The sequence below is a fragment of the Mycobacterium hackensackense genome, assembly GCF_025822555.1.
Taxonomy (GTDB): domain Bacteria; phylum Actinomycetota; class Actinomycetes; order Mycobacteriales; family Mycobacteriaceae; genus Mycobacterium; species Mycobacterium fluoranthenivorans.
This window is the reverse complement of record NZ_JACKUC010000030.1, coordinates 1,048,058-1,072,050: the sequence shown is the minus strand read 5'-3', so window position 1 is coordinate 1,072,050 and position 23,993 is coordinate 1,048,058. Positions and strand designations below refer to the sequence as shown.

Annotated in this window: 29 protein-coding genes and 1 pseudogene; 15 read left to right on the top strand and 15 right to left on the bottom strand. The window is 65.4% G+C overall.

Annotated elements, in window-relative coordinates:
• Positions 1 to 41 precede the first annotated feature (41 nt).
• The gene (locus H7J86_RS14585) at positions 42 to 1,655 is read left to right on the top strand and encodes an arylsulfatase (RefSeq protein ID WP_267291768.1); all 1,614 of its coding nucleotides are present in this window, start codon (positions 42 to 44) and stop codon (positions 1,653 to 1,655) included.
• A gap of 262 nt (positions 1,656 to 1,917) precedes the next feature.
• Here H7J86_RS14585 and H7J86_RS14580 read toward each other — a convergent pair whose 3' ends face one another.
• The 3 genes from H7J86_RS14580 to H7J86_RS14570 all read right to left on the bottom strand — a co-directional run bounded on the left by H7J86_RS14580 (position 1,918) and on the right by H7J86_RS14570 (position 3,878).
• Entirely contained in the window at positions 1,918 to 2,190 is a 273-nt protein-coding gene (locus H7J86_RS14580; protein WP_227456369.1) for a hypothetical protein, read from the bottom strand.
• A 501-nt stretch (positions 2,191 to 2,691) separates the two neighbouring features.
• A complete protein-coding gene (locus H7J86_RS14575; RefSeq protein WP_267291766.1) occupies positions 2,692 to 3,531 on the bottom strand; it encodes an SDR family NAD(P)-dependent oxidoreductase in 840 nt (279 codons plus the stop codon).
• Complete coding sequence (locus tag H7J86_RS14570; RefSeq protein WP_267291763.1) at positions 3,528 to 3,878, bottom strand: nuclear transport factor 2-like protein; 351 nt, start codon at positions 3,876 to 3,878, stop codon at positions 3,528 to 3,530. Before H7J86_RS14570 ends, H7J86_RS14575 begins: the two co-directional genes overlap by 4 nt.
• A gap of 148 nt (positions 3,879 to 4,026) precedes the next feature.
• On the opposite strand from H7J86_RS14570, the gene H7J86_RS14565 reads away from it, so the two are divergent.
• The gene (locus H7J86_RS14565; RefSeq protein ID WP_267291761.1) at positions 4,027 to 4,857 is read left to right on the top strand and encodes a MerR family transcriptional regulator; all 831 of its coding nucleotides are present in this window, start codon (positions 4,027 to 4,029) and stop codon (positions 4,855 to 4,857) included.
• A 75-nt stretch (positions 4,858 to 4,932) separates the two neighbouring features.
• Positions 4,933 to 5,790: a TIGR03620 family F420-dependent LLM class oxidoreductase gene (locus H7J86_RS14560; protein WP_267291759.1), complete on the top strand. Its 858-nt coding sequence runs from the start codon at positions 4,933 to 4,935 to the stop codon at positions 5,788 to 5,790.
• Between the two features lie 85 nt (positions 5,791 to 5,875).
• Here the strand turns inward: H7J86_RS14560 and H7J86_RS14555 are convergent.
• Positions 5,876 to 6,022: pseudogene (locus H7J86_RS14555) on the bottom strand (FAD-dependent oxidoreductase); the annotation flags it as partial.
• 93 nt (positions 6,023 to 6,115) lie between these two features.
• On the opposite strand from H7J86_RS14555, the gene H7J86_RS14550 reads away from it, so the two are divergent.
• The 4 genes from H7J86_RS14550 (at position 6,116) to H7J86_RS14535 (ending at position 9,689) form a co-directional block, all read left to right on the top strand.
• The gene (locus tag H7J86_RS14550) at positions 6,116 to 6,682 is read left to right on the top strand and encodes a TetR/AcrR family transcriptional regulator (protein ID WP_187097562.1); all 567 of its coding nucleotides are present in this window, start codon (positions 6,116 to 6,118) and stop codon (positions 6,680 to 6,682) included.
• Complete coding sequence (locus tag H7J86_RS14545; RefSeq protein ID WP_267291757.1) at positions 6,679 to 7,689, top strand: NAD-dependent epimerase/dehydratase family protein; 1,011 nt, start codon at positions 6,679 to 6,681, stop codon at positions 7,687 to 7,689. Before H7J86_RS14550 ends, H7J86_RS14545 begins: the two co-directional genes overlap by 4 nt.
• Positions 7,690 to 7,940: 251 nt before the next feature.
• Positions 7,941 to 8,681 (top strand): SDR family oxidoreductase, encoded by a 741-nt coding sequence (locus tag H7J86_RS14540; RefSeq protein WP_187097564.1) that lies wholly within the window; start codon positions 7,941 to 7,943, stop codon positions 8,679 to 8,681.
• Positions 8,682 to 8,741: 60 nt separating this feature from the next.
• A complete protein-coding gene (locus H7J86_RS14535) occupies positions 8,742 to 9,689 on the top strand; it encodes an AraC family transcriptional regulator (RefSeq protein WP_235632928.1) in 948 nt (315 codons plus the stop codon).
• A 168-nt stretch (positions 9,690 to 9,857) separates the two neighbouring features.
• Here H7J86_RS14535 and H7J86_RS14530 read toward each other — a convergent pair whose 3' ends face one another.
• The 3 genes from H7J86_RS14530 to H7J86_RS14520 are packed head-to-tail and all read right to left on the bottom strand — an operon-like array spanning position 9,858 to position 11,113.
• On the bottom strand, positions 9,858 to 10,238 hold the full coding sequence (locus H7J86_RS14530) for a DUF4267 domain-containing protein (protein WP_090359700.1): 381 nt from the start codon (positions 10,236 to 10,238) through the stop codon (positions 9,858 to 9,860).
• A 22-nt stretch (positions 10,239 to 10,260) separates the two neighbouring features.
• Positions 10,261 to 10,578 (bottom strand): NIPSNAP family protein, encoded by a 318-nt coding sequence (locus H7J86_RS14525; protein WP_187097565.1) that lies wholly within the window; start codon positions 10,576 to 10,578, stop codon positions 10,261 to 10,263.
• A 58-nt stretch (positions 10,579 to 10,636) separates the two neighbouring features.
• Entirely contained in the window at positions 10,637 to 11,113 is a 477-nt protein-coding gene (locus H7J86_RS14520; protein ID WP_267291755.1) for a DUF1772 domain-containing protein, read from the bottom strand.
• Between the two features lie 97 nt (positions 11,114 to 11,210).
• Between H7J86_RS14520 and H7J86_RS14515 the strand changes: the two genes are divergently transcribed.
• The gene (locus tag H7J86_RS14515; protein ID WP_090359439.1) at positions 11,211 to 11,816 is read left to right on the top strand and encodes a TetR/AcrR family transcriptional regulator; all 606 of its coding nucleotides are present in this window, start codon (positions 11,211 to 11,213) and stop codon (positions 11,814 to 11,816) included.
• Positions 11,813 to 12,004, top strand: coding sequence for an acetolactate decarboxylase (locus tag H7J86_RS14510; protein ID WP_090359437.1), 192 nt, complete (start codon positions 11,813 to 11,815; stop codon positions 12,002 to 12,004). Before H7J86_RS14515 ends, H7J86_RS14510 begins: the two co-directional genes overlap by 4 nt.
• Before the next feature lie 211 nt (positions 12,005 to 12,215).
• On the opposite strand, the gene H7J86_RS14505 is transcribed toward H7J86_RS14510, so the two are convergent.
• Positions 12,216 to 12,767, bottom strand: coding sequence for a YaeQ family protein (locus tag H7J86_RS14505; protein WP_090359436.1), 552 nt, complete (start codon positions 12,765 to 12,767; stop codon positions 12,216 to 12,218).
• A 245-nt stretch (positions 12,768 to 13,012) separates the two neighbouring features.
• Between H7J86_RS14505 and H7J86_RS14500 the strand changes: the two genes are divergently transcribed.
• Positions 13,013 to 14,092, top strand: coding sequence for a GGDEF domain-containing protein (locus tag H7J86_RS14500; RefSeq protein ID WP_267291753.1), 1,080 nt, complete (start codon positions 13,013 to 13,015; stop codon positions 14,090 to 14,092).
• A 91-nt stretch (positions 14,093 to 14,183) separates the two neighbouring features.
• On the opposite strand, the gene H7J86_RS14495 is transcribed toward H7J86_RS14500, so the two are convergent.
• Positions 14,184 to 14,672 carry a nuclear transport factor 2 family protein gene (locus tag H7J86_RS14495; RefSeq protein ID WP_267291751.1) on the bottom strand — a complete coding sequence of 163 codons (489 nt, stop codon included), beginning with the start codon at positions 14,670 to 14,672 and terminating at the stop codon, positions 14,184 to 14,186.
• Positions 14,673 to 14,818: 146 nt separating this feature from the next.
• Here H7J86_RS14495 and H7J86_RS14490 point away from each other — a divergent pair, with 146 nt between their 5' ends.
• The gene (locus H7J86_RS14490; RefSeq protein ID WP_267291749.1) at positions 14,819 to 15,412 is read left to right on the top strand and encodes a TetR/AcrR family transcriptional regulator; all 594 of its coding nucleotides are present in this window, start codon (positions 14,819 to 14,821) and stop codon (positions 15,410 to 15,412) included.
• Positions 15,413 to 15,567: 155 nt separating this feature from the next.
• Positions 15,568 to 15,786, top strand: a complete 219-nt coding sequence (locus H7J86_RS14485) for a hypothetical protein (protein WP_267291747.1) — start codon at positions 15,568 to 15,570, stop codon at positions 15,784 to 15,786.
• 366 nt (positions 15,787 to 16,152) lie between these two features.
• Here H7J86_RS14485 and H7J86_RS14480 read toward each other — a convergent pair whose 3' ends face one another.
• Positions 16,153 to 16,914, bottom strand: coding sequence for a GAP family protein (locus H7J86_RS14480; RefSeq protein WP_267291745.1), 762 nt, complete (start codon positions 16,912 to 16,914; stop codon positions 16,153 to 16,155).
• Positions 16,915 to 17,035: 121 nt separating this feature from the next.
• A complete protein-coding gene (locus tag H7J86_RS14475; protein WP_267291744.1) occupies positions 17,036 to 17,827 on the bottom strand; it encodes an alpha/beta fold hydrolase in 792 nt (263 codons plus the stop codon).
• 72 nt (positions 17,828 to 17,899) lie between these two features.
• Here H7J86_RS14475 and H7J86_RS14470 point away from each other — a divergent pair, with 72 nt between their 5' ends.
• Positions 17,900 to 18,280, top strand: coding sequence for a MerR family transcriptional regulator (locus H7J86_RS14470; protein WP_267291742.1), 381 nt, complete (start codon positions 17,900 to 17,902; stop codon positions 18,278 to 18,280).
• Here H7J86_RS14470 and H7J86_RS14465 read toward each other — a convergent pair.
• The 3 genes from H7J86_RS14465 to H7J86_RS14455 all read right to left on the bottom strand — a co-directional run bounded on the left by H7J86_RS14465 (position 18,256) and on the right by H7J86_RS14455 (position 21,199).
• The gene (locus H7J86_RS14465) at positions 18,256 to 19,044 is read right to left on the bottom strand and encodes a class I SAM-dependent methyltransferase (RefSeq protein ID WP_267291740.1); all 789 of its coding nucleotides are present in this window, start codon (positions 19,042 to 19,044) and stop codon (positions 18,256 to 18,258) included. The genes H7J86_RS14470 and H7J86_RS14465 overlap by 25 nt on opposite strands.
• Positions 19,045 to 19,380: 336 nt before the next feature.
• A complete protein-coding gene (locus tag H7J86_RS14460) occupies positions 19,381 to 20,565 on the bottom strand; it encodes an endo-1,4-beta-xylanase (protein WP_267291738.1) in 1,185 nt (394 codons plus the stop codon).
• A gap of 61 nt (positions 20,566 to 20,626) precedes the next feature.
• Positions 20,627 to 21,199, bottom strand: coding sequence for a TetR/AcrR family transcriptional regulator (locus H7J86_RS14455; RefSeq protein ID WP_267291736.1), 573 nt, complete (start codon positions 21,197 to 21,199; stop codon positions 20,627 to 20,629).
• A gap of 78 nt (positions 21,200 to 21,277) precedes the next feature.
• On the opposite strand from H7J86_RS14455, the gene H7J86_RS14450 reads away from it, so the two are divergent.
• Both H7J86_RS14450 and H7J86_RS14445 read left to right on the top strand, forming a co-directional pair.
• A complete protein-coding gene (locus H7J86_RS14450) occupies positions 21,278 to 22,327 on the top strand; it encodes an aldo/keto reductase (protein ID WP_267291734.1) in 1,050 nt (349 codons plus the stop codon).
• Between the two features lie 83 nt (positions 22,328 to 22,410).
• Complete coding sequence (locus tag H7J86_RS14445; RefSeq protein WP_267291732.1) at positions 22,411 to 22,854, top strand: thiol-disulfide oxidoreductase DCC family protein; 444 nt, start codon at positions 22,411 to 22,413, stop codon at positions 22,852 to 22,854.
• A 28-nt stretch (positions 22,855 to 22,882) separates the two neighbouring features.
• Here H7J86_RS14445 and H7J86_RS14440 read toward each other — a convergent pair whose 3' ends face one another.
• Entirely contained in the window at positions 22,883 to 23,785 is a 903-nt protein-coding gene (locus H7J86_RS14440; protein ID WP_267291730.1) for a serine hydrolase, read from the bottom strand.
• Between the last annotated feature and the right edge of the window lie 208 nt (positions 23,786 to 23,993).

Sequence of the window (23,993 nt, the reverse complement as noted above, 5' to 3'; positions counted from 1 at the left end):
TAGGGGCGGGTCTTGGCTGGGCCGTGACAGGATGCTTCAGCGTGACGCGTCCCAACTTCCTGGTCATCGTGGCCGACGACCTCGGGTTCTCCGACATCGGCGCCTTCGGCGGCGAAATCAACACCCCGAACCTGGACCGCCTGGCCCACTCGGGCATCAGGCTCACCGATTTCCATTCCGCGCCGGCCTGCTCGCCGACGCGGGCGATGCTGCTGACCGGAACCGATCACCACGTCGCCGGAATCGGCACCATGCTCGAGATGGCTGCCCCCGAATTCCGCGGCGCCCCCGGCTACGAGGGCTATCTGAACGACCGGGTCGTGGCGTTGCCGGAGTTGCTGCGCGACGCCGGCTACCAGACGCTCATGTCGGGCAAGTGGCATCTGGGCGACACGATCGAAAGGTCGCCGTGGGCAAGGGGATTCGACCGCTCTTTCGCCCTGCTGCCGGCCGGCGCCAGCCACTACGGCACCCGCGGGGGCGGCGGGCTCTCTCCCGTGCCGACGATGTTCACCGAAGACGATCAGTTCGTCACGGTAGGGGAGGACTTCTACTCGTCGGATGCGTACACCGACACACTGCTGCGCTACCTCCACGAACGTCCCCAAGACGGTGAAGACCAGCCCTTCTTCGCCTACCTGCCCTTCCAGGCGCCGCACTGGCCGCTGCACGCGCCGCAGGAAACCATCGCCAACTACCACGGCCGCTATGACGCCGGACCGGACGCACTGCGCGAGGAGCGGCTGGCCGCGCTCACCCGGTTGGGCCTGTGCCCACCCGACGTCGAGCCCCACCCGGTGGTCGCCGACGGCGCCCCGGAATGGGCGGACATGACCGACGAGGAACGCGCCGTCTCCGCCCGCAAGATGGAGGTTTACGCCGCCATGGTGGATAACATGGACTGGAACATCGGTCGGGTGATCGACTACCTCGAGGGCACCGGCGAGCTCGACAACACCGTCGTGATCTTTCTGTCGGACAACGGCGCGGAGGGCACGATCGTCGAGGCGATGCCGCTGCGCGGCCCCGAAATCGAAGCGTTCGTCGCGAAGCACTGTGACAATAGCGTCGATAACCTCGGTGCCCCCACCTCCTGGGCCTGGTACGGCCCGCGCTGGGCGCAGGCCGCCACCGCGCCGTCGCGGCTGCACAAGGCCTTCACCACCGAGGGGGGAATCCGGGTGGTGGGCTTTGTCACCTGGCCGGGTTTTGCCCGGCAGGGGGAGATCGGCACCGCGTTCACCACCGTCATGGACATCGCCCCGACCGTGCTGGAGCTCGCCGGTGCCGCGCACCCCGCTACCGAGTATCGGGGCCGGGAGGTGGAGCCGATGCGCGGGCGATCGATGGTGCCCTACCTGTCCGGGCAGGCGGACGTGGTGCATGATGCCGACACCGGCACCGGGTGGGAGTTGTTCGGGCGCCGCGCGATTCGCCAGGGGGATTGGAAGGCGCTGCATCTGCCCGCGCCCTACGGTCCGGGCACCTGGCAGCTCTATGACCTCTCCTGCGACCCCGGCGAGGTCCACGACCTGGCCGCTGCCCGGCCCGACAAACTGGCCGACTTGATCGAGCTGTGGGACCGCTACGTCGAGGAGAACGGCGTGATCCTCGGGCCTGTGTCGCTCTTCGATATCGACTTTGAGGCGCGCTGACGGAGCAGATGCGGAACGGTATTCTCGGCCGCGCGCCAAAGCTGGCCGCGGAGCGGCCAAACAGCCCGATCCACGGACGTCGCCCCGAGACACCCCGTTGACCCCTTTGCCCCGGCCGCGGACACCAAGGGGCATGTGAGGTGAAAGGTCGGCTCGGGTGGCTACCTGCCCTGGACCTTTTGAGCGCCAAGGCTATTCGGAGGTAGCCGGACCTCGTCGGAGCAAGGATCAGATCCAGGCGGCAGCCCTGAGGCGGGCGCGGCTACGCCTGTCCCAAACTCGGCCGGTAATCAGCCGCCTCCGCCTCCGCAGCAAGCAATGCACCCAGTTCGCCCTCCTGCTGGGCAACAAACACACCGACCACCTGCCGGCATACCTCCGGCACGCTCACCCCACGCATATCCGCAATACGTTTCAGCCCGAGCAGCATTGACGTCGAGACGTGAAACTGCACAGCGAACTGACCGCATGAACCGTCCTCAGGCGGCAACCCCGGCCCCACTACCACGGGTTCGTCCACCTCGTACTCGCTCACCTGAGCACCCCGAGCTTGCTCAACAGCCCCACCACCAACGCCGTCGGCCGGGGATCGGGACTCCTCATGACTGAACAAACCCATTCCGCCCACGCTAGACCTCCCAGCATTCCCAGGCGAGATCGAGACGCCGTGTCTGCACCGGCAACGTGGACAACGCGACGCTCACCGAAGGATTTGAAGCCGCCCTCAGCGAGCATGCTGACGTGGTCGTCAGGTCCGCAGACCGGTGAGCAGCATCTCGAGTGGGCGTCCAGCAGGCGGCAACCTCGGAAAAGGCTGAGCGGCTGCTCGGTTGGACGGCGCGCCCAGCGGCCACGGCAGTACGAGATGCGGCTGTGTCGCTGCTTGAGCGCAACCTCGTGTAACGCCTCGACCATCGCCGCACCGACTGAAGAATGCGATAGTTCAGTGGGGTCACTCCGGCGACCAGCGTTCTTGGTCTGGCCAACGCAGTGAGACTAGCTGGTCGGGCCGGGTGTGTCTCGCTCAGCAGATCGACTAGGTGGGGAAATCCGCGCTGCGGGAGAGCATTTCGTTAGCCCGGATGTCGGCAAGGGTCTGCCCCAGCGTATCGATCACGGCGTCGTAGCCGCTATTGCCTAGGACCAGCCGACGGGGCGGCGGGTTCTGGGCCATCGCCGCGATTACCGCACGGGCACCGCGGAGCGGATCGCCGGGCTGCACCCCGTCCATCCCGACGAACACGGCGCGGACCTGCTCCAGCATGTCGTGGTACTCCGGGATCGTCTCCGCGACAGGCTCGTTGGCGAAGCCGGCGTAGGCGTTCGTGCGGAACGCCCCCGGTTCGACTGTCAGCACGGAGATGCCTTGTGTGGCGACCTCATCACGCAGGGCATCGGTGATGGCTTCGATGGCGAACTTCGTCGCACTGTAGTAGCCAAATCCAGGCGCTGATACAAGCCCAGCCACCGAGGACACGTTGACGATCCACCCATTGCCCCGGGCGCGCATCCCCGGCAGCACTGCACGTGTCACCGACAGCACGGCGAAGAAGTTCAGTTCGAACATTGCCCGCAAAGACGACTCGTCCATGCCCTCGATCGATCCGTACCATCCGCGGCCGGCATTGTTGACCAGCACGTCGATGCCGCCGAAGTGCTCCTCTGCGGCATGCACCGCACGCTGCACCTGCGCCGCGTCGGTGAGTTCCAGCGGCACGACCAGAACGCGGTCGCCGTACTGCTCGGCCCACGTCGCCAGCTCTTGCGGGCGCCGGGAGGTGATTACCACACGGTCGCCGGTCTCGAGTGCGGCCTCGGCGAACGCCATCCCGAAGTTGCCGGGGGTGCCTCCGGTGATGAACCAACGCCGCGTCATGGCTCGATCACCACCCGGCTGATCACAGTGCCGTCGAGGGTGAAGCGGTAGTGCAGGTCGGCGACGCCGCCCGGGAAGTCGCCCTCCAAGTGCTGCCCGACGTCGACAGTCGTACCGGTCTGCCGTTCGAGCACTGTCGCGCCGGTGAATGCGGTGGTGTAGGTGTACTCGGCGGCCGCGGTGGCCACCCAGGCCCCGATCTCGTCATGTCCCTTGTAGTGGTGGCCTTCGTCGGTCACCACGGCATCGGTGGTGAGTGTGGCCAGCGCTTGGTCCACCTCACGGGCATCGAGTGCGGTCATGAACGTTTTTACGGTGTCCGGGAGTGCTTCCCATTCTGTGGTCATGAACCCACCGTGGAGCTTCCCCTAAGGGGAAGGTCAACCCTGGGCCGGCGAATCTCGGACTCACGCCGCGATGTTGACCTTCCCCCAGGGGGAGACTTCAGGATGGCCTTACGCCTTAAGCGGGCGGCGGAACGCAGAGGAGGATGCGATGGGCGCACGGGTCTCGATCGGTGACTTCGCCGTGATGACCAGCTTCAGCAGGAAGGCGCTACGGCACTACCACGACATCGGCATTCTCGAACCAGCTCTCGTCGATCTCCACACCGGCTACCGGTTCTACGACACCAGCCAGGTCGATCATGCACACATCATCCGTCGGTTCCGCTCTCTGGGCATGTCCATTCCCGACATCAAGGCGCTGCTGAGCACAGACGACGCCGCGGCCCGCACTGAGATCATCACGGCTCATCTCCAACAGATGGAAGTGCAACTGCAGCAGACCCGTGACACCGTTGGTGCGCTGCGCGAGCTGCTTTCTCCTGTGCACACCCCCGCCTCTGTGGAGTTGCGCCGTGAACCCGCGCTCGCAGTGTGGTCGATCGGCGCCACCATCGAGGTGTCCGCGATCGACAGCTGGTTCGCGGTGACGCTGAGGACGCTGAGAGACGCGGTTGCCACGGCGACAGGCGCACCGTCGACGGTCGTGCCGGGTGGCCTCTACGACCGAGCACTGTTTCTCGAATCACGGGGCAAGGCCACCCTGTTCGTGCCTGCGCCGCAGTCCGCGACCCCTCCTGAGGGGGTGCGTGCCGAGGTCTTGCCTCAGGCTGAATTCGCCGTCCTCACTCACCCCGGCGGTCACGACGAGAGCATCGACCGCAGTTACGGGGCTCTGGGCATATACGCAAACGAGCATCTGATCAGCGACCAGGGGCCGATCCGCGAACACTACATCGGTGCCACGCCCTCAGATCCGACAGCGTTCACCGCCACAGAAATCTGTTGGCCGATCTTCAGTACCACCCCACCGCCGGGATGAAAGCAGTTCTCACGCAGTTCATTCCGCAGCCATACCGGCACCCGTTGGTGCGCCAACCCGAAGGAGATAATCGACGTGCACGAGCAGTTCGGCACTTACGGAGCATGGCTCAATCCCGCACTGGGCGACGCTCCACGTATCGAATACGCGCCTGAACTCGAAGAGCTGGGTTATCAGACGATCTGGGTGGGAATCGGCGCGGACCCCGTAGGTGGCATGGAGCTGCTTGAGCAGATGATCGCCGCGACGAAGCATGCGATCATCGCGAGCGCCATCATCAACATGTGGCAAGACGACGCCCGCAGCATCGCGCGTCATTATCACCGAATCGTCGACCGCTACGGACCTCGCCTGCTGCTCGGCGTCGGTCTCGGTCATCCTGAGTCCCGAGACGTCTACGAAAAGCCTTACGAGCGGATGGTCCACTATGTCGACGCGCTTCTGGACGGCAGGGTGCCGGCCGAAGCGATCGTGATCGGTGCGCTGGGAACCAAGACGCTCACACTGGCCGGCGACAAGACATTGGGGGCGCACCCATATCTCACCGTGCCCACGCACACCCGCTATGCGCGAGAAACATTGGGTAGCAGCGCTTTTCTGGCCCCCGAGCACAAGGTCGTGCTGACCGAGGACGCTGACGCAGCGCGAAAGATCGGCCGTCCCGCCGTCCAGAATCCCTACCTCGGATTGCGCAACTACACCAACAACCTGATGCGGCACGGGTTCACCGAAGCCGACGTCGACGGGTCAGGCAGCGACGCACTCATCGACGCCCTGGTCGCTCACGGCTCCCCGGAAGCGATCTACACCCAGATCAACGAGCACCTCACCGCCGGCGCCAACCACATCGGCATCCAAGTTTTCACCGAGGACCCCACCGCCTCACCTGTGCAGGCCTTCCGCGCCTTGGCAGAGCACCGCCACGCTCAGTGAGACGCCGGATGCTGTCGATCCGCGGTCAGCGCGACCGTCACATTGCGTTGGGGTTTTGCCCGATCACCCGGGGATCGGACGTGAGTCAGGAGTCGAAGCCCAGCCCCACGGCATCCAGGGTGCGCAGCAGCACGTTGCGCCTTCCGTAATTGTGGTCGGCGCGGTCGAGCGACCATCGCACCGCGTTGACGCTCAGCGACGCCACTGGCTCGGGTGGGAACGGCAGCGGCTTGCGCCCCCTCCTGACTACCATGCCTGCGCCGCGCGAAAAGGAAATATAGCACCGCTATAGCGCAGGGGCTATAGCGGTGCTATATTTCGAATCGTGGATACGAAATCGCTGCTGGTGGCCGCGGCGTTGCAGGTTCTGGAACAACAAGGCGAGGCAGGTTTCTCGACGCGTTCGGTGTGCGCGATCGCAGACGTCACCGCCCCGACCCTGTATCACCATTTCGGCAGTGCGGATGGCCTTCTCAGTGCCGCGATCACCGAGGCGTTCGCGCAGTTCCTCACGAGCAAGAAGGCTGAAGCCCTCTCCGCTGATCCGGTAATGGCGCTACGGCAGGGCTGGGACAACTACGTGCGCTTCGCCGCCGAACGACCACGGCTGTACGCCGCCATGGTGGTCCGTGTCTTGCAAGGGGCCACCATTCCCGCCGCCGATGCAGGACGCGCGCTTCTCGTGGAGCGCATCGCGGCCATTGACGCTGACGGTCGCCTCGCCATGGAAGTCGAAGCGGCAGCGGACCTCATCTGGTCCTCGGCGCACGCCGCGTCGACTCTCTACGTGATGGCGCGGGAGCGACAGCCAGATCCGGTCGTCATCACGACCCTGCGCGAACGCGCAGTGCAATCCATCTGTACTCCCGACGAAAGCGAGAAACCAGCATGAAGATTGCCGTAACCGGCGGCTCCGGATTCCTCGGTGCCCACCTGATCCCACGGCTTGTCCAGGACGGACACACCGTATTCGCCCTCGCGCGCTCGGCGTCGTCGGCTGACGTGGTGCGCGCCTTGGGCGCGACACCGGTGCCGGGGGACCTCGACAAACCCGACGAACTATCGCTGCCCGCGGTCGACGCGGTTGTTCATGCCGCAGCGCTGTTCCGCTTCGCCGGGCCGCGTGCCCCGTACTTCAGCGCGAATGTCGCTGGCACTGAGGCTGTTTTGAATGCAGCCCGGGTTGCCGGGGCCGTAACGTTCGTCTACATCAGTGCCGCCGCGGTAGCCATGGACGATCGTGGCACGCCGGCCAGCAACATCGATGAATCAGCGTCCACCTACCCGCGTAGCTTCTCGGGCTACATCGCCAGTAAGTCTCAGGGTGAGGCGGCGGTGTTGGCCGCCAACGGCCCCGGCTTTCGCACGATCGCCCTTCGCCCGCCCGCCCTCTGGGGTCCCGGGGGGCCGTTCAGCAAGCAGCTTCCGCACGCCATCGAGTCAGGTCAATTCGCATTCATCGGCCGCGGCGAATACCCCGCGTCCACCATCCATGTCGACAACGTCGTCGAGGCGGTGCAGTGTGCGCTGGCGCGTGGCACGGGCGGGCGCCCCTATTTCATCAACGACCGCGACCTGGTCACCTTCCGCGAATTCATCGCTGGGCTCGCCAAACTGGAAGGTCACTCGATCGATGGCTTGCGCTCCGTGCCTTACCGTGTCGCGTTCACCTTCGGACGCCTCATGGAAACCTTCGCGGCGCTGCGCACCGACAAGGGCGACCCGCCGCTGACCCGCACGATGGTGCGGTTGATTGGGCGGGAATTCACCACCGACGACGACGCCGCTCGTCGCGAATTGGGCTACGTCGGCACGATGACGCGCGCCGAGGGACTGGCACGAATGGCACAACGTCTGGCGCAATCTGCCCCGCGCCCAGGTGTTCGACCTTTGGCGTGAGCACACTCCGCAGACATTCGCTCATCCGAAATAGCAAGCGCCGCAGAGCGGTCGCTGAACACCGGGCCGACTGCGCCACTTGGCACCGGTGCAGGAAATGAAGCGCTTCGTGAGTGGCGCTGTGGCACCCAACAGTGGACCCGACCCACCAACCCCAGTCGCATAGCGGCTGGACCGCCAAAGACGATCGCGAAGCTATTCAAGACGGGACGGTGTTGTTCGGGACCGCCCGCGCTCATTAGCTTTTAGCCATGACATCAGTACTCATCACCGGCTGCTCTTCCGGCTACGGCCTCGCTACTGCACGAAAGTTCCTCGACGAGGGGTGGAACGTTGTCGCCACCATGCGGACACCACGTCAGGACGTGCTGCCGAGTTCGGATCGGCTGAAGATAGTTGCGCTCGACGTCACCAGCCGCGACAGCATCGCAAACGCGGTCCAGACCGCCGGGCCGATCGACGTGCTGGTCAACAACGCAGGCATCGGCGGTATCGGCGTGTTCGAGGCCACCCCGATGGACACCACACGAGAGTTGTTCGACACGAACACCTTCGGTGCCATGGCTGTAACCCAGGCCGTCGTCCCGCAGATGCGGTCACGCCGTTCCGGCGTGATCGTCAACGTCACCTCAAGCACTACGCTCGCCGCGATGCCGCTGGCCGCGGTATACACAGCCAGCAAGTCCGCAATCGAGGGGTTCTCCGGGTCACTGGCCCTGGAGCTGGGCTTCTTCGGGGTGCGGGTCAAGCTCGTCGAACCGGGTTACGGACCGTCGACGGCGTTCACCAGCAACGGCTCCGGCCGCATGAGCCAAACCCCCGAGGACTACGTTCCGTTCGTGGCACCCATCATGGAAGCGTTTGGTCAGCCCGGCGAGGTGACCACCCCCGGCGACGTCGCGGACGTGGTGTTCAAGGCCGCCACCGACACATCGGACCAGCTGAGGTTTCCCGCGGGACCCGATGCCGTGGCGCTGGCCCAGTCGACCTGACCTGACTCGTCAGGATGGGCATGTCGGCAGTGGAATGGAGTCCACGCTAGCGTCTGCGGCATGGGCGACACGGAACCGATGGAGGAGCTGATGTCGCTGCTACGTCCCGAGGCGGTCCTGGCCAAGATCATCACAGGTGGTGGCCAGTGGGGCGTCCAAAAGCCTCGTTACGGCGACCCGGCGTTCTGTTTGGTGCTCGACGGGTCGTGCCTGCTGGAGCCCGAGGGCCTCGACGACATCGAACTTCGCCGCGGTGACTTCCTGCTCTTCCCGCAGACACCGGAGTTCACCATGCGCAGCCGCCCGGACGCCACCCCGATCTTCACACCGCTCGACCACTCGGGGGAGACCTATCATGGCGACAAATCTGAGCCGATCACGATGCGCATGCTCGGCGGGTACTTCCGCTTCGATCCGGCCAGCGCGGCCCTGCTGGTCGCATTACTTCCACCGGTCATCCTCGTAAGGGCCGGGCAACCGGGCGCGGCCAGGTTGACCCGGCTGGTCGAATTGATCGCCGAGGAAGCCGATACCGACGGACCCAGTCGGGACGTCATCCTGAAACGCCTCGTCGAGGTGCTGGTCATCGAAGCCACACGGGTTCCCGCGGCGCCGGCGCTTGGTAGCCGCGGCAAGGGATTGATCGCGGGTCTGGCGGACCCGGTGCTTGCCCCAGCGCTGCGTGCAATGCACGCCGACGTCGCACGGGGCTGGACCGTCGAGCACCTCGCTGGCGTGGCCGCGGTATCGCGCGCAGTCTTCGCTCAAAAATTCACCAGGACAGTGGGATTGACACCCATGCAGTACCTCCTGGAATGGCGAGTGGCTTTGGCCAAAGACCTGCTGAGGACCGAGCGGCCAGCCGTCGCGCGCGTGGCTCAGGTGGTCGGCTACCAGTCTGCGACCGCGTTCACCACCGCGTTCGCACGGGTGGCGGGATGCTCGCCCTCTGAGTACGCCCGCCTAGCCGCAGCAGAAACGACGGGGCGCGACAGCACCGCACGGTGAGTCCGTTCATCAAAACCGTTGAGCCAGACGCGAAATTGTGACCAAGGGAGGAAGCCGGGTCACCGACTCAGCGGCGGCGACGACTTTCTCGGCGCTGGGGGGGAGAGAACAGATCGGTTCTCATCTCGGTCCTCCTGTGCCCATGGGTGGCGAAGGGCGTGATACGGCTCAAGAGGCGAGCAGTAGCGCGGTGGTGATGAGCATGACCGCCGCGGTGCCGCCGTGCACCCCGTAGGCGATGGACTTCGCTCCGCCGTTGCGCAGCACGATGGCGGCATCGACGATTGGGATGAGGGTCGCGGCCAGCATGACCCAGCCGACGAGATGGGTTGCGTGGGCGAGCATCAGGATGATGACGAACAATCCGGTGGTGATGTCGCGGATGCCTTTGACGCTCAGGTAGGCACGGACGCCGGGTTGGCCGAGATCGGGCAGCACGCCGTAGCCCGCGGCGGCGGTGCGTGGCGCGATGAGAAAGCGTGCGCCGATGAAAATGATGGCAGCGGCGAGGATACCGGCGAGGATGTATCCGACGGTGGTGATGAACATGTTCATTGCTCCTGGGGTTCGGTCAGTGGATGGGGGAGAAGGCTGTGGGGTCGAGCAGTGTGGTCTGGACCTCGAGGATGTCGGTGACGTCGAAACCGGCCATGTCGGCGGCGAATTCCGGACTGGCCATGACGCGGCGGGTGATCTCGTCGGGATCCGCGGCCGGTTGGTAGCCGATCAAGGCGACCAGGCGGTTCGCGTTGTCGGTGTGGTCGGTCCACACCCCGTAGGTGGTGACGCCGAACACGGCGAAGGTGGCCAGGTGCCGGGCCCAGTGCACGTCTGCGTAGCGCCGAAGAGCCTCTGGAGATCGCAGGCGGTAGATCCTCAGCTGAAACATGGTGAAGGGCTCCTTCGTGGGGACGAGGGGATAGGTGGTGCCTGTGACGGGGTGGTGATCAGGCGAGTAGGACCACGCACGAGGCGGCGACGGCTATACCCTGCAGGGCTGCACGCGCGGCGATCAACGAGTCCCATTTCACCTGCAGCGCACGCCCATTGGGCAACATTTCGCCGGTTTCGGCGGCCGCCGTCAGCTGCCGGTTGATAGGTGCGCTGAGTCGGGTGTAGAGCAGTAGCCACATCAGCAACGCCGCCAGAGCTGTGCCCGCAGCGGCGGCCTGGACCCAGTGCGCACTCGTCGCCGCCGCGACCGCGCCCACTGCGGCGGCAACGATGCCGAGCACGCCGGGCACCGGCATCCGCCGGTCACCGTCGCGGTGCACGTAGCCCATCACCGCGACCAGCGCGTCGTCGTCGACCTGAGCCAGCGCCGGGCGCATCACCATCGCGCAGAACACGTCGGTGCCATACACCACACCTGTGCCCAGCACTGTGACCAGCGCAGCGGCATGAATGAGCAGGTCCACATCCATTTCTCACTCCTTCGCGGAAAAAGTGCTAGCAATGCTAACCCTTGGCTCAACCGTAGCATTAGCGCTGCTATTCCTGCTAGCGGTGATAGCATTTGGCATGGCCACGAAGGATCGCCGTGAGCGCGAGCAGTCCGCCCGGCGCCAACTCATCGTCAGTACTGCGCGCACACTGGCCGAGGCCGAGGGCTGGGATGCGGTGACCACCCGCCGGCTGGCCGCCGAAATCGAATACAGCCAGCCTGTGCTCTACAAGCACTTCGCCGGCATGGAACAGATCGCCGACGCTGTGGCCCTCGACGGTTTTGCCGAACTCTCCGAGGTCCTCGCCGCCGCCGCGGACGCTGAAGTCGCCGCCGAGGCTGTCCTGGTCCGGATCGCCTACGCCTACCTGGATTTCGCTCGCGACAACCCCGCGCTCTACGAGGCGATGTTCACTCGCGCGACGGCCCTGCACTTTGGCGCCGACGACACGCCACCGCAACTGACGGCGGCGTTCGCGACGCTGCATCGGGCGGTCGGTCGCGTCGCCGACGGGCAGGACGTCGACACCCTCACCGAAGTCTTCTGGGCGTGCCTGCATGGCACGGTAACCCTCGGCGTCACCGGTCGACTGCGTGACGACCACGTCGCCGAACGCGTGCAACTTCTGGCCGAACGGTTCACCGGGGCACGGCAACCGGCGCGCGATGTCGCCGAGGAATGACGCCGTACCTCGACCGTGACTACACGCGCGGCGGGCACGTGCTGGACTTCATGGTGACCCTCGCCCGCGTCGAGATCAGCATGCGGTCGGATCTGCACCTGTGCCTGCCCACCGCACCCCAATTCCTGCATCCGCATCTCGACCGTGGTGATGTCGATGCCGACGTCAGCCGGGTGGAAGGCGATTGAACGGTCAAGCCTGCTTCGATCGTGGTTGCGGGTCGCGACAAGCATCGTCATGGGCGAAGGTGTACGCACGGAGCCAGTGGCCAGCGCCCGCCGACTACCCTGAGTTGCTCGAAGCCCATGCCACGACGATGGGGCGATCGACGGCGTCAGTAGCGACCGGATCCGCATAGGGCGTCCTCGCGGTATCGACGAGCCCCCGGGGCACAGACGTTCACTCCAATGGCTCGGGCGTGAAGGTGACGTCGACACCGCCCACGGTCATCGTCACCTGACCTTCCATCACCATCACCTGCGCCGAGACCCGTCGATCGACAGTCTGGGCCAGTTGCTGCACCGGGGCGTGCGGTATCTGCACCACCGACAGGTTCGGAATCCCGGCCACTTTGGGCCCCACGGTGCGCCACCAGGTGGCCACGCCGGCGGCGAACGGGAACAGCAGCACCTGGTCGGCCTGGCTGGCCGCCTTGCTCAAGGCGCGTTCATCTGGCTGACCAACGTTGATCCACTCCAGGATCCGGCCCGTGTAGTCCGCGAGCCGCAAGTCCGGCACGCCGGGGGTGGACAGGCCCGCCCCGAACGCCAACTCGCCGTCGACGTCGCTGAGCCGGTGTGCACGCAGCCCAAACGCCAACAACCGCACCACCATCCGCTCATCGGTCTCACTGGGATGACGGGCCACGGTCAGTGTGTGATCGGCGTAGTAACCGTGATCGACATCGGAGACGCCGAGTTCGACTTTGAACACTGTTGCAGAAAGGGCCACGTCATAGTGTCCACCCTGGTGGTGTTTCCCCAGTAGTCGGGCCACTTGGAGCGGTCAGGCAGTCGGGCCGGACGAGCCCGATCCCCTACGCTTCGAGAGCCCCACAAGGGTCGGCACATCATGACGAATCTCGCCAGGGGAGTTGCACGCGGCAAACCGGCCCCTGCGCCGGGCGCCGGGCGGCGCTGGCAAGATTGAGGTGGCAACTATTGGGGGCAGTTCGCGGTCGGATTTTGGGAGTGGCGATGGCGCGGTGGGGCCGTGTGCCGGGGCGTCATGCCGACCAGTACGACTGGATCAGCGCCTACCTCTACGACCGCGGTCTGCAGCGGCTGTGGCGGGTGACGATCGTCATCGCCACCGTGTTGCTGGCGGCTTCGACGGCGCTGATGGGGTTCAGCCCCCAGGGGCCTGGCAACCGGCTGACGACCGTCATCTGCTTTGTGGCGGCCGGGTCAGCTGTGGCCGCCGCGCTGCCTTTCCTCTCGCACTGGCCAACGCGGCGGCAGTCGATGGCGTTCTCGTTGACCTCGTCGGCGACGATCGCCGCGGCCTGCTTGTCGTACTCGAACCCTTACGTGGGGTTGGTGGGCTGCGCGACGTTCTCGGTGGTCGGGGGATTCGTCGCCTACTTCCACACCCTGCGGGAGGTCAATCTCAACTGCGGGGTGGCCGCGCTCTGCGCCGCAGTCCTGGCCGGTCGTGTCGTCGCCAAGACCGGCGACGCCTACCTGACAGCCGCTGCGCTCGCGGTCGTGGCGGCGCTCAACGTCAGTCTGCCGTTCGGCATCGAGTCGTTGGTCCGCACCTTGCGCGTCGACCTGCGAAGCTCCGGCCGTGACCCGCTGACCGGTTTGCACAACCGGCGGTCGTTTCATTACTCGGTCTACGAACTCATGATGCGTCACCACGGCAGCGGTGCCCATTTGATCATTACGATGATCGACCTCGATAACTTCAAGCACCTCAACGACACTCAAGGGCACGCCGCCGGCGACGCCGCGTTGATCGGGGTGAGTGAAGCGCTGGAGAAGAGCTGCCGGCGCTCGGCCGTGATCGGCCGAGCCGGGGGAGAAGAGTTCCTGGTCGCCGATGTCGTGCGCCAGCCGGAACCGGAGGTCCACGCGGAGCGGTTGCGCCAAGCCATCGCCAACCTTCCGGTATCGGTGACCGCGAGTGTCGGTACTGCCAGCGCGCCGATTGACGGTGACGCGGCCACTCCCAACCTGGGGCTCATCGATGAACTGATCCGGGCCGCCGACGACGCGATGTACCAGGCCAAGCGCGCCGGTGGAAACCGGTCTTGTCATAACGGACAGCTCTGACTACCGGTTCACCCGAAGACGCGTATCGAGCGTTCTAAGTGCTTGTCCTTTCAGGCGCCGGCGTGTTGGCCGAGGGAACGAGACGACAGAGTCACAGACCGAGGTCGGATAAACTCGTATGATCTACTGGCCGTGGCGCATTCCGATCCCAGAAGAACTTGCGCTCTCCTTCCTCGATCGGCACATCGTTGATACTGGCGTGGCGGTGTGTCATCAGCCCGTTCTCGTCGTATAGCCAGTTCTCGTTGCCGTAGGCACGGAACCACTGACCCGAATCGTCGTGGTATTCGTACGCGAAGCGGACCGCAATGCGGTTGTCGCTGTGCGCCCACAGCTCCTTGATGAGGCGGTACTCGTGTTCGCGGTCCCACTTGCCACTCAAGAATTCGACGATCTGCGCACGGCCCGTCACGAACACCGAACGGTTGCGCCAGACGCTGTCGATTGAATAGCCCTGCGCTACCCGCTGCGGGTCGCGGCTATTCCAAGCGTCTTCAGCCAGCCGGACCTTCAGCACAGCCGACTCATCGGTGAACGGCGGAACTGGAGTTTTGACATCGATTACGGAAGTCACGGTCATCGTCGTTGTCCTTATCTTGGAAAGTGGATCGAGACATCGATCCGTGTAGACGGACCTGTCTACATAAACGCTACGGTAGCGCCTGTCGACAGAGCTGTCTACATCAAGACGTCGCCCATGTGGACAGAGTTGTCTACGATGAGGGGGTGAGCATTGCCCAGGTTCTCGATCCGCAGATCGACGTCCCGGCCCTCCCGGCTCGGGAACGGATACTGGCCACCGCGTACCGGCTCTTCTACCGCGAGGGAATTCGAGCCACCGGCATCGACAAGGTGATAGCCGAAGCCGGTGTCACCAAGGTGACTTTCTATCGTCACTTTCCAAGTAAAGACGCGCTGATATTGGCGTTCTTGGACTTGCGACACCGGCGCTGGATGGACTGGTTTGTCGACGCACTCGATCGCTACGCCGCTGGCAATCGCCGCCGGCCCGCAGTGGTATCCGCGATCGAGGAATGGTTGACGGCAGACTCGTTCCGCGGCTGCGCGTTCATCAACAGCGTCAACGAGATCGGCGCCGAACTGCCCGAGGTCCACGCCATCACCACGCGACACAAAGCAGACATGGTCTCGGCCATCAAAGCGACACTTCCCCCGGGTGCGAACCGAGCCAGAACGGCGCAAGCGCTCGGTGCGGCAATCGATGGTGCCATCGTGCAAGCGCAGTATCAGCGTGACGCCGCATCCGCAGTGAAAGCGTTGGCCACGATTGCGTCATCACTGCTTCTCGCGAATCCATGACGGTCGGCTGGTGATAGCTATTGGCGATCGTCTCGGCCCGCCAGACTGGTTCCGGCCGGGGGTTCGGTCAGGCCCGCGAGTAGCCTTCGGGGTTGAGGGTGATCAATCGGGCAGTGAGCGGGTGAGGTGCCTAAGAGTAAGCACGTTCTACAGCCGTGCAAGCGGCCGTGCCGGCAGAGGTCCGAACGCACCCGCGACTCAAGGTCGGCGTGATCAGCTCGGTGAAAGGCGCCGTACGCGACACCGCCGTCGCCGCAATCGACAATCACTGCCATGACCCCGAATTCCTGCGAGTGCTGATCGAGCAGGCTACCCGGTTGCGGGAGCTCCTCGCGAAAGTCGCTGAACGGCATCAGAAGCTATTTCGGGGGTGAAGTGGGCTCACACGGTACCTGGCGTAGCGACTCGTGGTGAGTCAGGCGGTACGATGTCAATTTCAGGCCGCCGCGAAGCGCGCGCATAGGACCGCAGACGATGTCGTGTTTGCGAACTACTCGTGAGTGAGAGCTCTCTTGCCGAGCGCGAACCTCTTGAAGCGCGCCCGACATGAGAGTTTTATCGAGCGCGGCTACCGGCAGGCTCAGCGTCCCCTTGAACGCAGCCCGCATCGGGATTGTGGAGAGCGACGTGGCACGCAGAGGTTCCACCGCTGGCCGTCGTGGAAACCATTCGCGGGCTCGAACGCCCGCGTTGTACCCGGACACTGGGCGGCGTCCCTGGGTGTGGGCGGTGTCCGTCCATCAGCCCTTCGGCAGGTGCTCGAACGCGTTGTGGCCCACGAACGCCGCGGCGGCCAGCAGCAGGACGGCGATGATCCAGCGCCCATGGACCTTCATGAGCTGCTCGTAGCGGTCCTTGATGCGCCCAGAGGCACCGGGGCTGACCAACTCGATCACCGCCGGCGCCAGCGCGGGGACCACCGCGATCACGGCGAAGACCACAATGCCGAGGGTTCGTTCGGAGCGGTCGCTGATCTCCAGCAGTTGATGCCCGGCGGCGATGGCGATCGGGAACACCTTGGGATGTAGTCCGCAGACGGCGAACCCCGCCATCGCTGCCCGCGTGATCCGTTGGCGCACAGGTAGGTCGGCTTGTGGATTCAGCTGGCGCGACAGCGCCGGGAAGCGCTCGGTGACTCGGGTCCGCAGCCGGCTGGGCTGGTGGTCGGGTTCGGACACGTCGGCGATCGGCTTGTGCCGCGCCGCGGCGACCGCCCGGTAGATACCGATCACCAGCAGGGCGATGGCGATCACGACACGGACCAGGAAACCCGGCCACGAATTGTGGTGCGCGGACGCGCTCCCGGCGCCGGTCAGGTGGGCGATCACCATACCGATACCGGTGGCGAACGCGATACCGGCGATGGCGCCGACCGCGAAGGCGAATGACGCCTGCCTGGGCACCTTCTTGTCGCTGGCGACGATCAATCCCAACACCAGCGTCTCGGGGCTGAACAGGATGGCCAGCGCCAGTGTGGCCAGGACAGCGAGGTGTGCGCTCACGGCTCAGCCCAGCGCCACGGTGGTGGTGATCATGTCGACGTTCACGGTGGGAGGGTACGCCCGTCCGTGCTGGAATGTCGGTGCGCTCACGCGCGGGCGGTGCGTCACCTGCGGCGGGCGCTCACAACTCGTGATCGCGCAGGAACTCGCGAATGTCGTCGATCCAGACCGATGCCTCGGGAGGCGTGAAGATGTGCCCAGCCGCGGCATACTCGATCAGCGTCGCGCCCGGTATCGCCTCGGCCAACTGACGTGTCGTCTGCGGCAACACGATGCGGTCCTGACCGCCGACGAAAACGACTGTGGGTATTGCGATTTGGCGGCACGCGGCCACGGTGTCGACCGAGGCCGCCAACCGCGCCTGGTCCGCGCCGCCGGCCGGGTAGTTCTCCAGCGTCGCCGCGATGGCCGTATCGGCGGCTTGCCGGTCGAAATCGCTGAGCACCGCGGGGGACGACAGACTCACCAGATAGCCGGCCAGCGCCCGGCGATCATCACGTGCCGCCAGCGCGGTCCACGTGTCGACGACGAGCCGGAGCTGTTGGTCGGGCTGGGCGAATCCGACGGTGAGCAGCAGTCCCGTCACCCGATCCGGGTGACGGACCGCGGCCGTCACCGCAACAGCCGTCCCCAGTGACAAGCCGAGAATGGGGAACTTGTCGAACCCGGCGTCCAAAGCCGCCCGCACCAAGGAATCGGCGAGAACGTTCACGTCCAATGTATTTGGGGCCTCGGGTGTTGCGCCCGAGCCCGGATAGTTCAGGCCGACGAGCGTGCGGGTGGCCGACAAGGCCTCGATCACCTGTCCGAAGTTGGCGCCCACGCTGCCTCCCGCACCGTGGGCGAGCACGAGCGGCCCGCCGGTTCCGGTCGCGATGATGTCGGGGTCGGCGACGAGGTGTGGATGCGTCATAGAGTGGACGCTAAACCTTCACATTGACGTCAAGGTCAACTTCGTGCGACCACCATCACATAGGCAGGCACCATGCGGATCGGCGAGCTGGCACGACGCTGCGACGTATCGCCCCGGTCGCTGCGCTACTACGAGGAACAGCACCTGCTGCAGTCCGACCGGCACTCGAACGGATACCGCGACTACCCCGAATCGGCCGTCGAATCGGTCAAACGGATCAGGGGCCTGATCGATGCGGGGTTCAGTGCCGACACCATCCGAAAAGTGCTGCCGTGCATGAACGGTGACGATCTGGACATGTGCCCGCAGGTGGCTGCGGTGATCCGTGAGACGTTGCGCGATATCGACGGCCAGCTGCGCGACCTGGACGCCAAGCGCAGCAAGGTCACCGCACTGCTTGCGGGCCAAGGCCTGCCGTCACCGGCCACTCAGTCGGCGCGCAACGCGAAATAGCTCGGAAAGTACTTACCCACCTGTTCGCGCGCGTTGAACTCTTCAAGGTAGCCGTTGATGCGCAGGCCTTCCGCTGACAGACCGCCGATGATCTGTTCGAGGCTGTGCCCGAATTCCAGTGGCGCGTCGGGTCCGAAGAGGGTGAGCCGTTCCTCCTCGGTCAGCGAGGCCAGATCCGAGTACGGCACCCGGTGCCTCACCTCGAGCCTGCCGGCCAGCTGAGCCGCCCAATCGAACACATAGCAGACCGGGTTGATGAAGGCCCCGATGAAGGCGCCCTCACTGGTGAGGACGCGGCGCACATGCGCGAACACCGGGCGAATGTCAGCCACGAACTGCGACCCCATGCCGAGCACCACCATGTCGAACGCCGACGCTGGCAGCATATGCATATCGTCCATGGAACCGATGACGGCGGTCACCGACAGACCGAACCGGGCGCAGGTGTCGAGGTCGCGTTGCAGTTGCTGGGTGGAGTTCTCCAATGAGGTGACGACAGCGCCTCGCGCGGCGAGCAGCACCGCCTGTTGTCCACCACCGCAGGCGATGCACAGTACCCGTCGGCCCGCGAGGTCACCGAACCACCCGGCGGGCACCGGCCGAGATCCTGTCAACGACACCGGAAATCCGTGGCGCGCCGCGTCGCGGAACTCGTCGTCGGTCAGGGGCACGGTCGCCCAATGATGGTTGGCAACCTCGATATTCCAGGCTCGCGCATTCACCCGGGCGATGGCGGTCGAGTCGTACTCGTCAGAGCTCGGCAACTCGAATCTCCTTCCCGTTGTACAGCGATGAGACCCCCAGCCTAAGGCGCCCCTATCGTCGAGTGAGCCCGCGATTCTGATGGGCGGTGCCTGTTCCGGACGATCGGCCTGTGCGACAATATGACCGTATTGGCCCCTTGGGGGCCAGCCACGCGAGCAAACGCGGCCTTCTCGGTCTGGGGCGTGCGAGGGGGTGGAAATTGCTCAAGAAGCTGCGCAAATGGTGGACCACACCGGTCATCCGGCCCAGGCCCGCGATGTGGGAAGACCGGTCGGCCCCTCAGGAGTTCAAGCGTGAGGACCATAAACACGACACCCCCTAGGGCTGCGACTCAGTCAACTCTCCTGGAGCGCTTCGGCTATTCCGTCGCGAGCCGGCTTCCTTTGATAATTCGTGGTCAGTGGGGTGGCGGCGCCGTAGCCGGAGAAGGTATAGGGGTAATCGGTGATCCAGGAGCGTTTGTCGGTGAATCCCCAGAGCGTGATGCCCGTGCACTGCGGCTGATCAAGGCACAGTGTGGTCATCGCTCTGAAGACGTCTCGCTGCCGATCGAGGTCGGCCGCGGTGGCGGTCCCGTTGACGACGGGAATACGGACATCGAGTTCAGTGAAGCGGATCTTGAGCCCGAGGTCGGCGAAGCGTTGCAGATTGGCGGCCATGTCGGGGACCGAGGGCTGTTGGCCTTCACCGCCCAGCATGTGTGCCTGAAACCCGATCCCGTCGATCAGGGGCAGTGACTCGGTGGTGCCGTCGACATCGACGTCGACCGTGGTGTCGTGCAGGCGTTTGACCAAGTCGTAGATGGCATTGGACTTGTCGCTGTGGGTTTCGGCACTGTGGTCGTTGTAGAACAGCTGGGCGTGTGGATCGGCGAGGCGGGCGGCGCGGAACGCGTCGAAGATGTACTGGTCGCTCCGGGTCGTCTGCCACCATGCGGTGGGCTGCAGGTGGCCCATCTGGTCGAACGCCTCGTTGACCACCGTCACCGTGCTCGCCCTTCCCGCATAGCGGTGCAGAATCGCGGTGACGGTGTCGGTCATGAGCTGATGACGCTGCGGGGGCGGGAGTGCGCGGATCGCCGGCGGCACGATGGCCCACTGTGGTTGGTCGAGCGGGTCCCAGATGAGGGCGTGGATCTGAAAATCGCGGTGCTGCCGTGCGGCGACGTCGGCCACGGCGTCGGCTTCGCGGAAATCGAACACCCCGGGCGCCGGTTCGATCGTGTTCATCATGGTGCCGATTTCGGTTGTCAGAGAGTTGAACTCGGTCGCAGCGACGATGCCATAGCAGGGGTCGGTCTCGGCGAACGTAGACCGGTAGGCGGTTCCGATCGTCTTTCCGCGCCGTTCAGCGAGCTCCGCCAGCGTGGGGCCGGACATCCCACACGCCCCGTCCTTGGCCGGACCGGTTGACTCGACTCGTGGGCCAGTCGGTGGGTCGGTGCACGCCGCAACGAGCATGCATGTGGCGGCGACGATGAGCAGCGCCCAGCGGTTCGGTGCGGCCGAACGCGTTGCCATACAACCGAACTATCCCAGAACACGCACGGCCAAGCACCCGGGAGCGAACCGGCCGCGCTCGTCACGACCCTGTTGAGTGCCGGCGCGGGGACACCGCCAGTGAGTCCACGATCAGGTCCAGGATGCGGTCGGCTTGGGTCAGTCCCGCCGACCCAGGGGGCACCCGCCACAGCGCGCTGAGCAGCAGTAGGACGTCCCCGGCATCGATGTCTGCCCGGATGTCGCCAGTGGTCGTGGCGGCATCGAGGAGGCGTCGAATCGCGCCGGTGACGGGCTCGTACGTGGCGTCGATGACGGCCTTGGCGGCGGGACTCTCCAAGGCCTCGCCGAGGCCGTGCTTGACCCGAACCAGCTCGGCGAGTCTGCGTACCCAGGCGCGGAAAGCGTCCAGCGGCGGGTTCTGGTCGAGCAACCGCTCGACCGATGCGCCCAGGGCCTCGATCTCCTCCTGGTAGACCGCCAGTAGGAGCGCCTCCCGGGTGGGGAAGTGCCGATACAGCGTGCCCGGGCCCACGCCCGCGCGTTTGGCGATCGCATTCAGCGACACCTGGGGGTCCTCGGTGAATGCCGGCAACGCCACCTCGAGGATGCGAGCCCTGTTGCGCTGGGCGTCCGCGCGCTGGACGTCGGCCACGCCATCCTCCTTGCTAAGCGGAGAACTCTCCGTTACCTTCAAGTGGAGATGTCTCCGGTACTCATTGAAGGGAATCCCATGCAATATCGCAAGCTCGGCACCACCGGCCTGGACGTGTCTCCCATCGCGATCGGCGCCATGACCTACGGCGAACCGGACCGCGGCCACCCGGTGTGGTCACTGGGCGAGGACGAGGCGCGACCTCTCATCAAGTACGCCCTCGACGCGGGCATCAACTTCTTCGACACCGCCAACATGTACTCCAACGGTTCCAGCGAGGAGATCCTCGGGCGCGCGCTCAAGGACTTCGCCAACCGCGACGACGTGGTGATCGCGACCAAGTTGCGCCACCCGATGCGCCCCGGCCCCAACGGTCGCGGGCTGTCCCGCAAGGCGATCATGACCGAGATCGACCACTCGCTGCGGCGGTTGGGCACCGACTACGTCGACCTCTATCAGATTCACCGCAACGACCACGCCACCCCGTTGGAGGAGACGCTGCAAGCTCTCGATGACCTTGTGAAGGCCGGCAAGGTCCGTTACCTGGGCGCATCGTCGATGCCGGCGTGGGAGTTCGCCAAGGCACTGCACCTGCAGGCACGCCACGGCTGGGCCCGATTTGTCAGCATGCAGGACCACTACAACCTGCTCGCCCGCGAAGAGGAACGAGAGATGATCCCGCTGTGTCTGGACGAGGGCGTCGGGACGATCGTGTGGAGCCCGCTGGCGCGTGGGCGCCTGGCGCGCGGCTGGGATGAGGCGAAGTCCACCACGCGATCGGAATCCGACGGTGCGTTCGCCGATGCGCTGTACTCCCCGTCCGACGAGGACGCCAACCGGGCCATCATCGAGGCGGTCGGCCGGATCGCGAAGGAACGCGGCGTCACCCGCGCGACAATTGCGCTCGCGTGGTTGCATCGCCAGCCGGTGGTGACCGCACCACTGGTGGGTGCCAATTCGACCAAGCACGTCGACGACGCGATCGCTTCTCTCGACATCGAACTCACTGCCGACGAGGTCCGCGCGCTGCAAGCGCCGTACACCCCGCGAAACGACTTCCAAGGCGTGTCCGACGAGGCCGACCTCGAAGCGATCCGAGCGCGCATCCCTGGCATGGCGCTGAAGTGATCATGGGAACAGTCCGCAGAAGTCCCGGTCAATGTTTGCGATGATCGACGAGACGGTATGGCTTCTCTGGAGGGGAGGTCCGGGTGAACGCAGCGCAGCCATCGCTCGACGCACCGGTCCTGCTGTACGACGGCGTGTGCGGCGTCTGCAACAGCGCGGTACGCACCATCCTGCGATTCGATCGCCGCGGCACCCTACGGTTCGCAGCCCTGGACAGTGACTTCGCCCGCGAAGTGACGGCGCGCCATCCGGAACTGGTGGGTATCGATTCGGTGGTGTACGTCCGCAACGTCGGCCGGCCCACCGAGGCGGTGGACATCCGTTCGACGGCGATGCTACGGGTCGCTGCGTATCTCGGCGGCTGGTGGCGACTGGCGCTGGCTGGACGCGTGATTCCGTCGCGGGTACGCGACAGGCTCTATGAGCTTTTCGCCGCGCGACGCTACCTTGTCGGTGGTCGCTACGACACCTGTCCGATCCCGTCACCTGAGGTGCGAGGCCGTTTCCTCGACGCCGCCTACGGATGAATGAGCCGGCTCTGAATCCGGCTGTGTCTCAGATCTTCCCGCCGGGGAACATCGTCTTGACGGCCTGCGTGATGGTCTCGCGGGCGGCGGCGGCGTCATCGGGATCCAGGGAGCTGATCGCCATCACGTAGCGACGGTCGGGTCCGATTGCGCCGGTGGACACGTGCAACTGGTTGGCGCCGTCCCAGCAGCAGAACCAGCCCTGTTTTACCGCGACCGGTTCGGCATAGAGCCCCTCGGGGATGCCGAACCGCTGCGGGTACCCGTCACTTCCCGTCGGTGTGGATTGCGCGAGGTCGCCGATGATGACGCCGGCCTGTTCGGGTGGCAGCCCGCCGGTGCCGTCCAACAGCATGGCGTAGTAGTGGACGAGATCGTTTGCGGTGCTTTGGGTGACGTCCCAGTGCCCGTTGTACGGCGCTGTGGTGCCCGGCAACCCGTACCGGGCCTTGATGCGCGCGATGACGGCGTTCCGGCCGCTACGGTCCCAGAAGGTCTGGGCGGCGCCATCGTCGGACGAGCGCAGCATGAGGTCGAGCAACTGACGGTCGGACGCCGATAGCGTCGTTTTGCCCTGGGATTCCTGCAACAGCAGGTCGTCGGCGATGAACAGTTTCACCACGGACGCGATCGGAAAGGGCCTGTTGGCCCCGTTGGAGACGGTCTGGCCGGTGGTGCGGTCGAGCACAACTGCCTCGATATCGGCCCCAGACTTTGCCGCGTCAGCAGTGGCTTGACGGACTCGGGCGTCGAGTCCGGCCAGTGGCGCCGCCGGCTCGGCGGGCGGGGCTTGGGGAGCGAACGTCGCCGGCGGCGTGTCCCCCACGGTCGCAGGCGCACCCTCCGCCTGCGCCTCGCAACCGCTCACGAGCAGTGCTACCCCGCCGATCGCCATGCTTGTCATCGCCCATTTCGGCAGCCGCCAGCGCATAAATCTCCTCCACCAAATCCTGAACCAGGGGTCAACGCTGCGCCCACCGTTCATCCCAGCTTAATCGGCTGGCCGACATCCCGGTCGGAACTCTCGATCGACTCCGCCACCGGAACTGCGCCGGGCTCTGCTGCAAAGGAACGACCGACGCGAGTGAGGCGGTCGCGCCGAGGGGTGTCTCGCGTCCCAGTCCTGAGACCCCGGACGG

Bases quoted from the DNA above. Each gene is read 5' to 3' on its own strand.
- H7J86_RS14575 (WP_267291766.1), bottom strand. From the start codon at position 3,531: ATGACGCGGCGTTGGTTCATCACCGGAGGCACCCCCGGCAACTTCGGG.
- H7J86_RS14570 (WP_267291763.1), bottom strand. From the start codon at position 3,878: ATGACCACAGAATGGGAAGCACTCCCGGACACCGTAAAAACGTTCATG.
- H7J86_RS14565 (WP_267291761.1), top strand. From the start codon at position 4,027: ATGGGCGCACGGGTCTCGATCGGTGACTTCGCCGTGATGACCAGCTTC.
- H7J86_RS14545 (WP_267291757.1), top strand. From the start codon at position 6,679: ATGAAGATTGCCGTAACCGGCGGCTCCGGATTCCTCGGTGCCCACCTG.
- H7J86_RS14540 (WP_187097564.1), top strand. From the start codon at position 7,941: ATGACATCAGTACTCATCACCGGCTGCTCTTCCGGCTACGGCCTCGCT.
- H7J86_RS14535 (WP_235632928.1), top strand. From the start codon at position 8,742: ATGGGCGACACGGAACCGATGGAGGAGCTGATGTCGCTGCTACGTCCC.
- H7J86_RS14530 (WP_090359700.1), bottom strand. From the start codon at position 10,238: ATGTTCATCACCACCGTCGGATACATCCTCGCCGGTATCCTCGCCGCT.
- H7J86_RS14525 (WP_187097565.1), bottom strand. From the start codon at position 10,578: ATGTTTCAGCTGAGGATCTACCGCCTGCGATCTCCAGAGGCTCTTCGG.
- H7J86_RS14520 (WP_267291755.1), bottom strand. From the start codon at position 11,113: ATGGATGTGGACCTGCTCATTCATGCCGCTGCGCTGGTCACAGTGCTG.
- H7J86_RS14515 (WP_090359439.1), top strand. From the start codon at position 11,211: ATGGCCACGAAGGATCGCCGTGAGCGCGAGCAGTCCGCCCGGCGCCAA.
- H7J86_RS14510 (WP_090359437.1), top strand. From the start codon at position 11,813: ATGACGCCGTACCTCGACCGTGACTACACGCGCGGCGGGCACGTGCTG.
- H7J86_RS14500 (WP_267291753.1), top strand. From the start codon at position 13,013: ATGGCGCGGTGGGGCCGTGTGCCGGGGCGTCATGCCGACCAGTACGAC.
- H7J86_RS14495 (WP_267291751.1), bottom strand. From the start codon at position 14,672: ATGACCGTGACTTCCGTAATCGATGTCAAAACTCCAGTTCCGCCGTTC.
- H7J86_RS14475 (WP_267291744.1), bottom strand. From the start codon at position 17,827: ATGACGCATCCACACCTCGTCGCCGACCCCGACATCATCGCGACCGGA.
- H7J86_RS14470 (WP_267291742.1), top strand. From the start codon at position 17,900: ATGCGGATCGGCGAGCTGGCACGACGCTGCGACGTATCGCCCCGGTCG.
- H7J86_RS14460 (WP_267291738.1), bottom strand. From the start codon at position 20,565: ATGGCAACGCGTTCGGCCGCACCGAACCGCTGGGCGCTGCTCATCGTC.
- H7J86_RS14450 (WP_267291734.1), top strand. From the start codon at position 21,278: ATGCAATATCGCAAGCTCGGCACCACCGGCCTGGACGTGTCTCCCATC.
- H7J86_RS14440 (WP_267291730.1), bottom strand. From the start codon at position 23,785: ATGCGCTGGCGGCTGCCGAAATGGGCGATGACAAGCATGGCGATCGGC.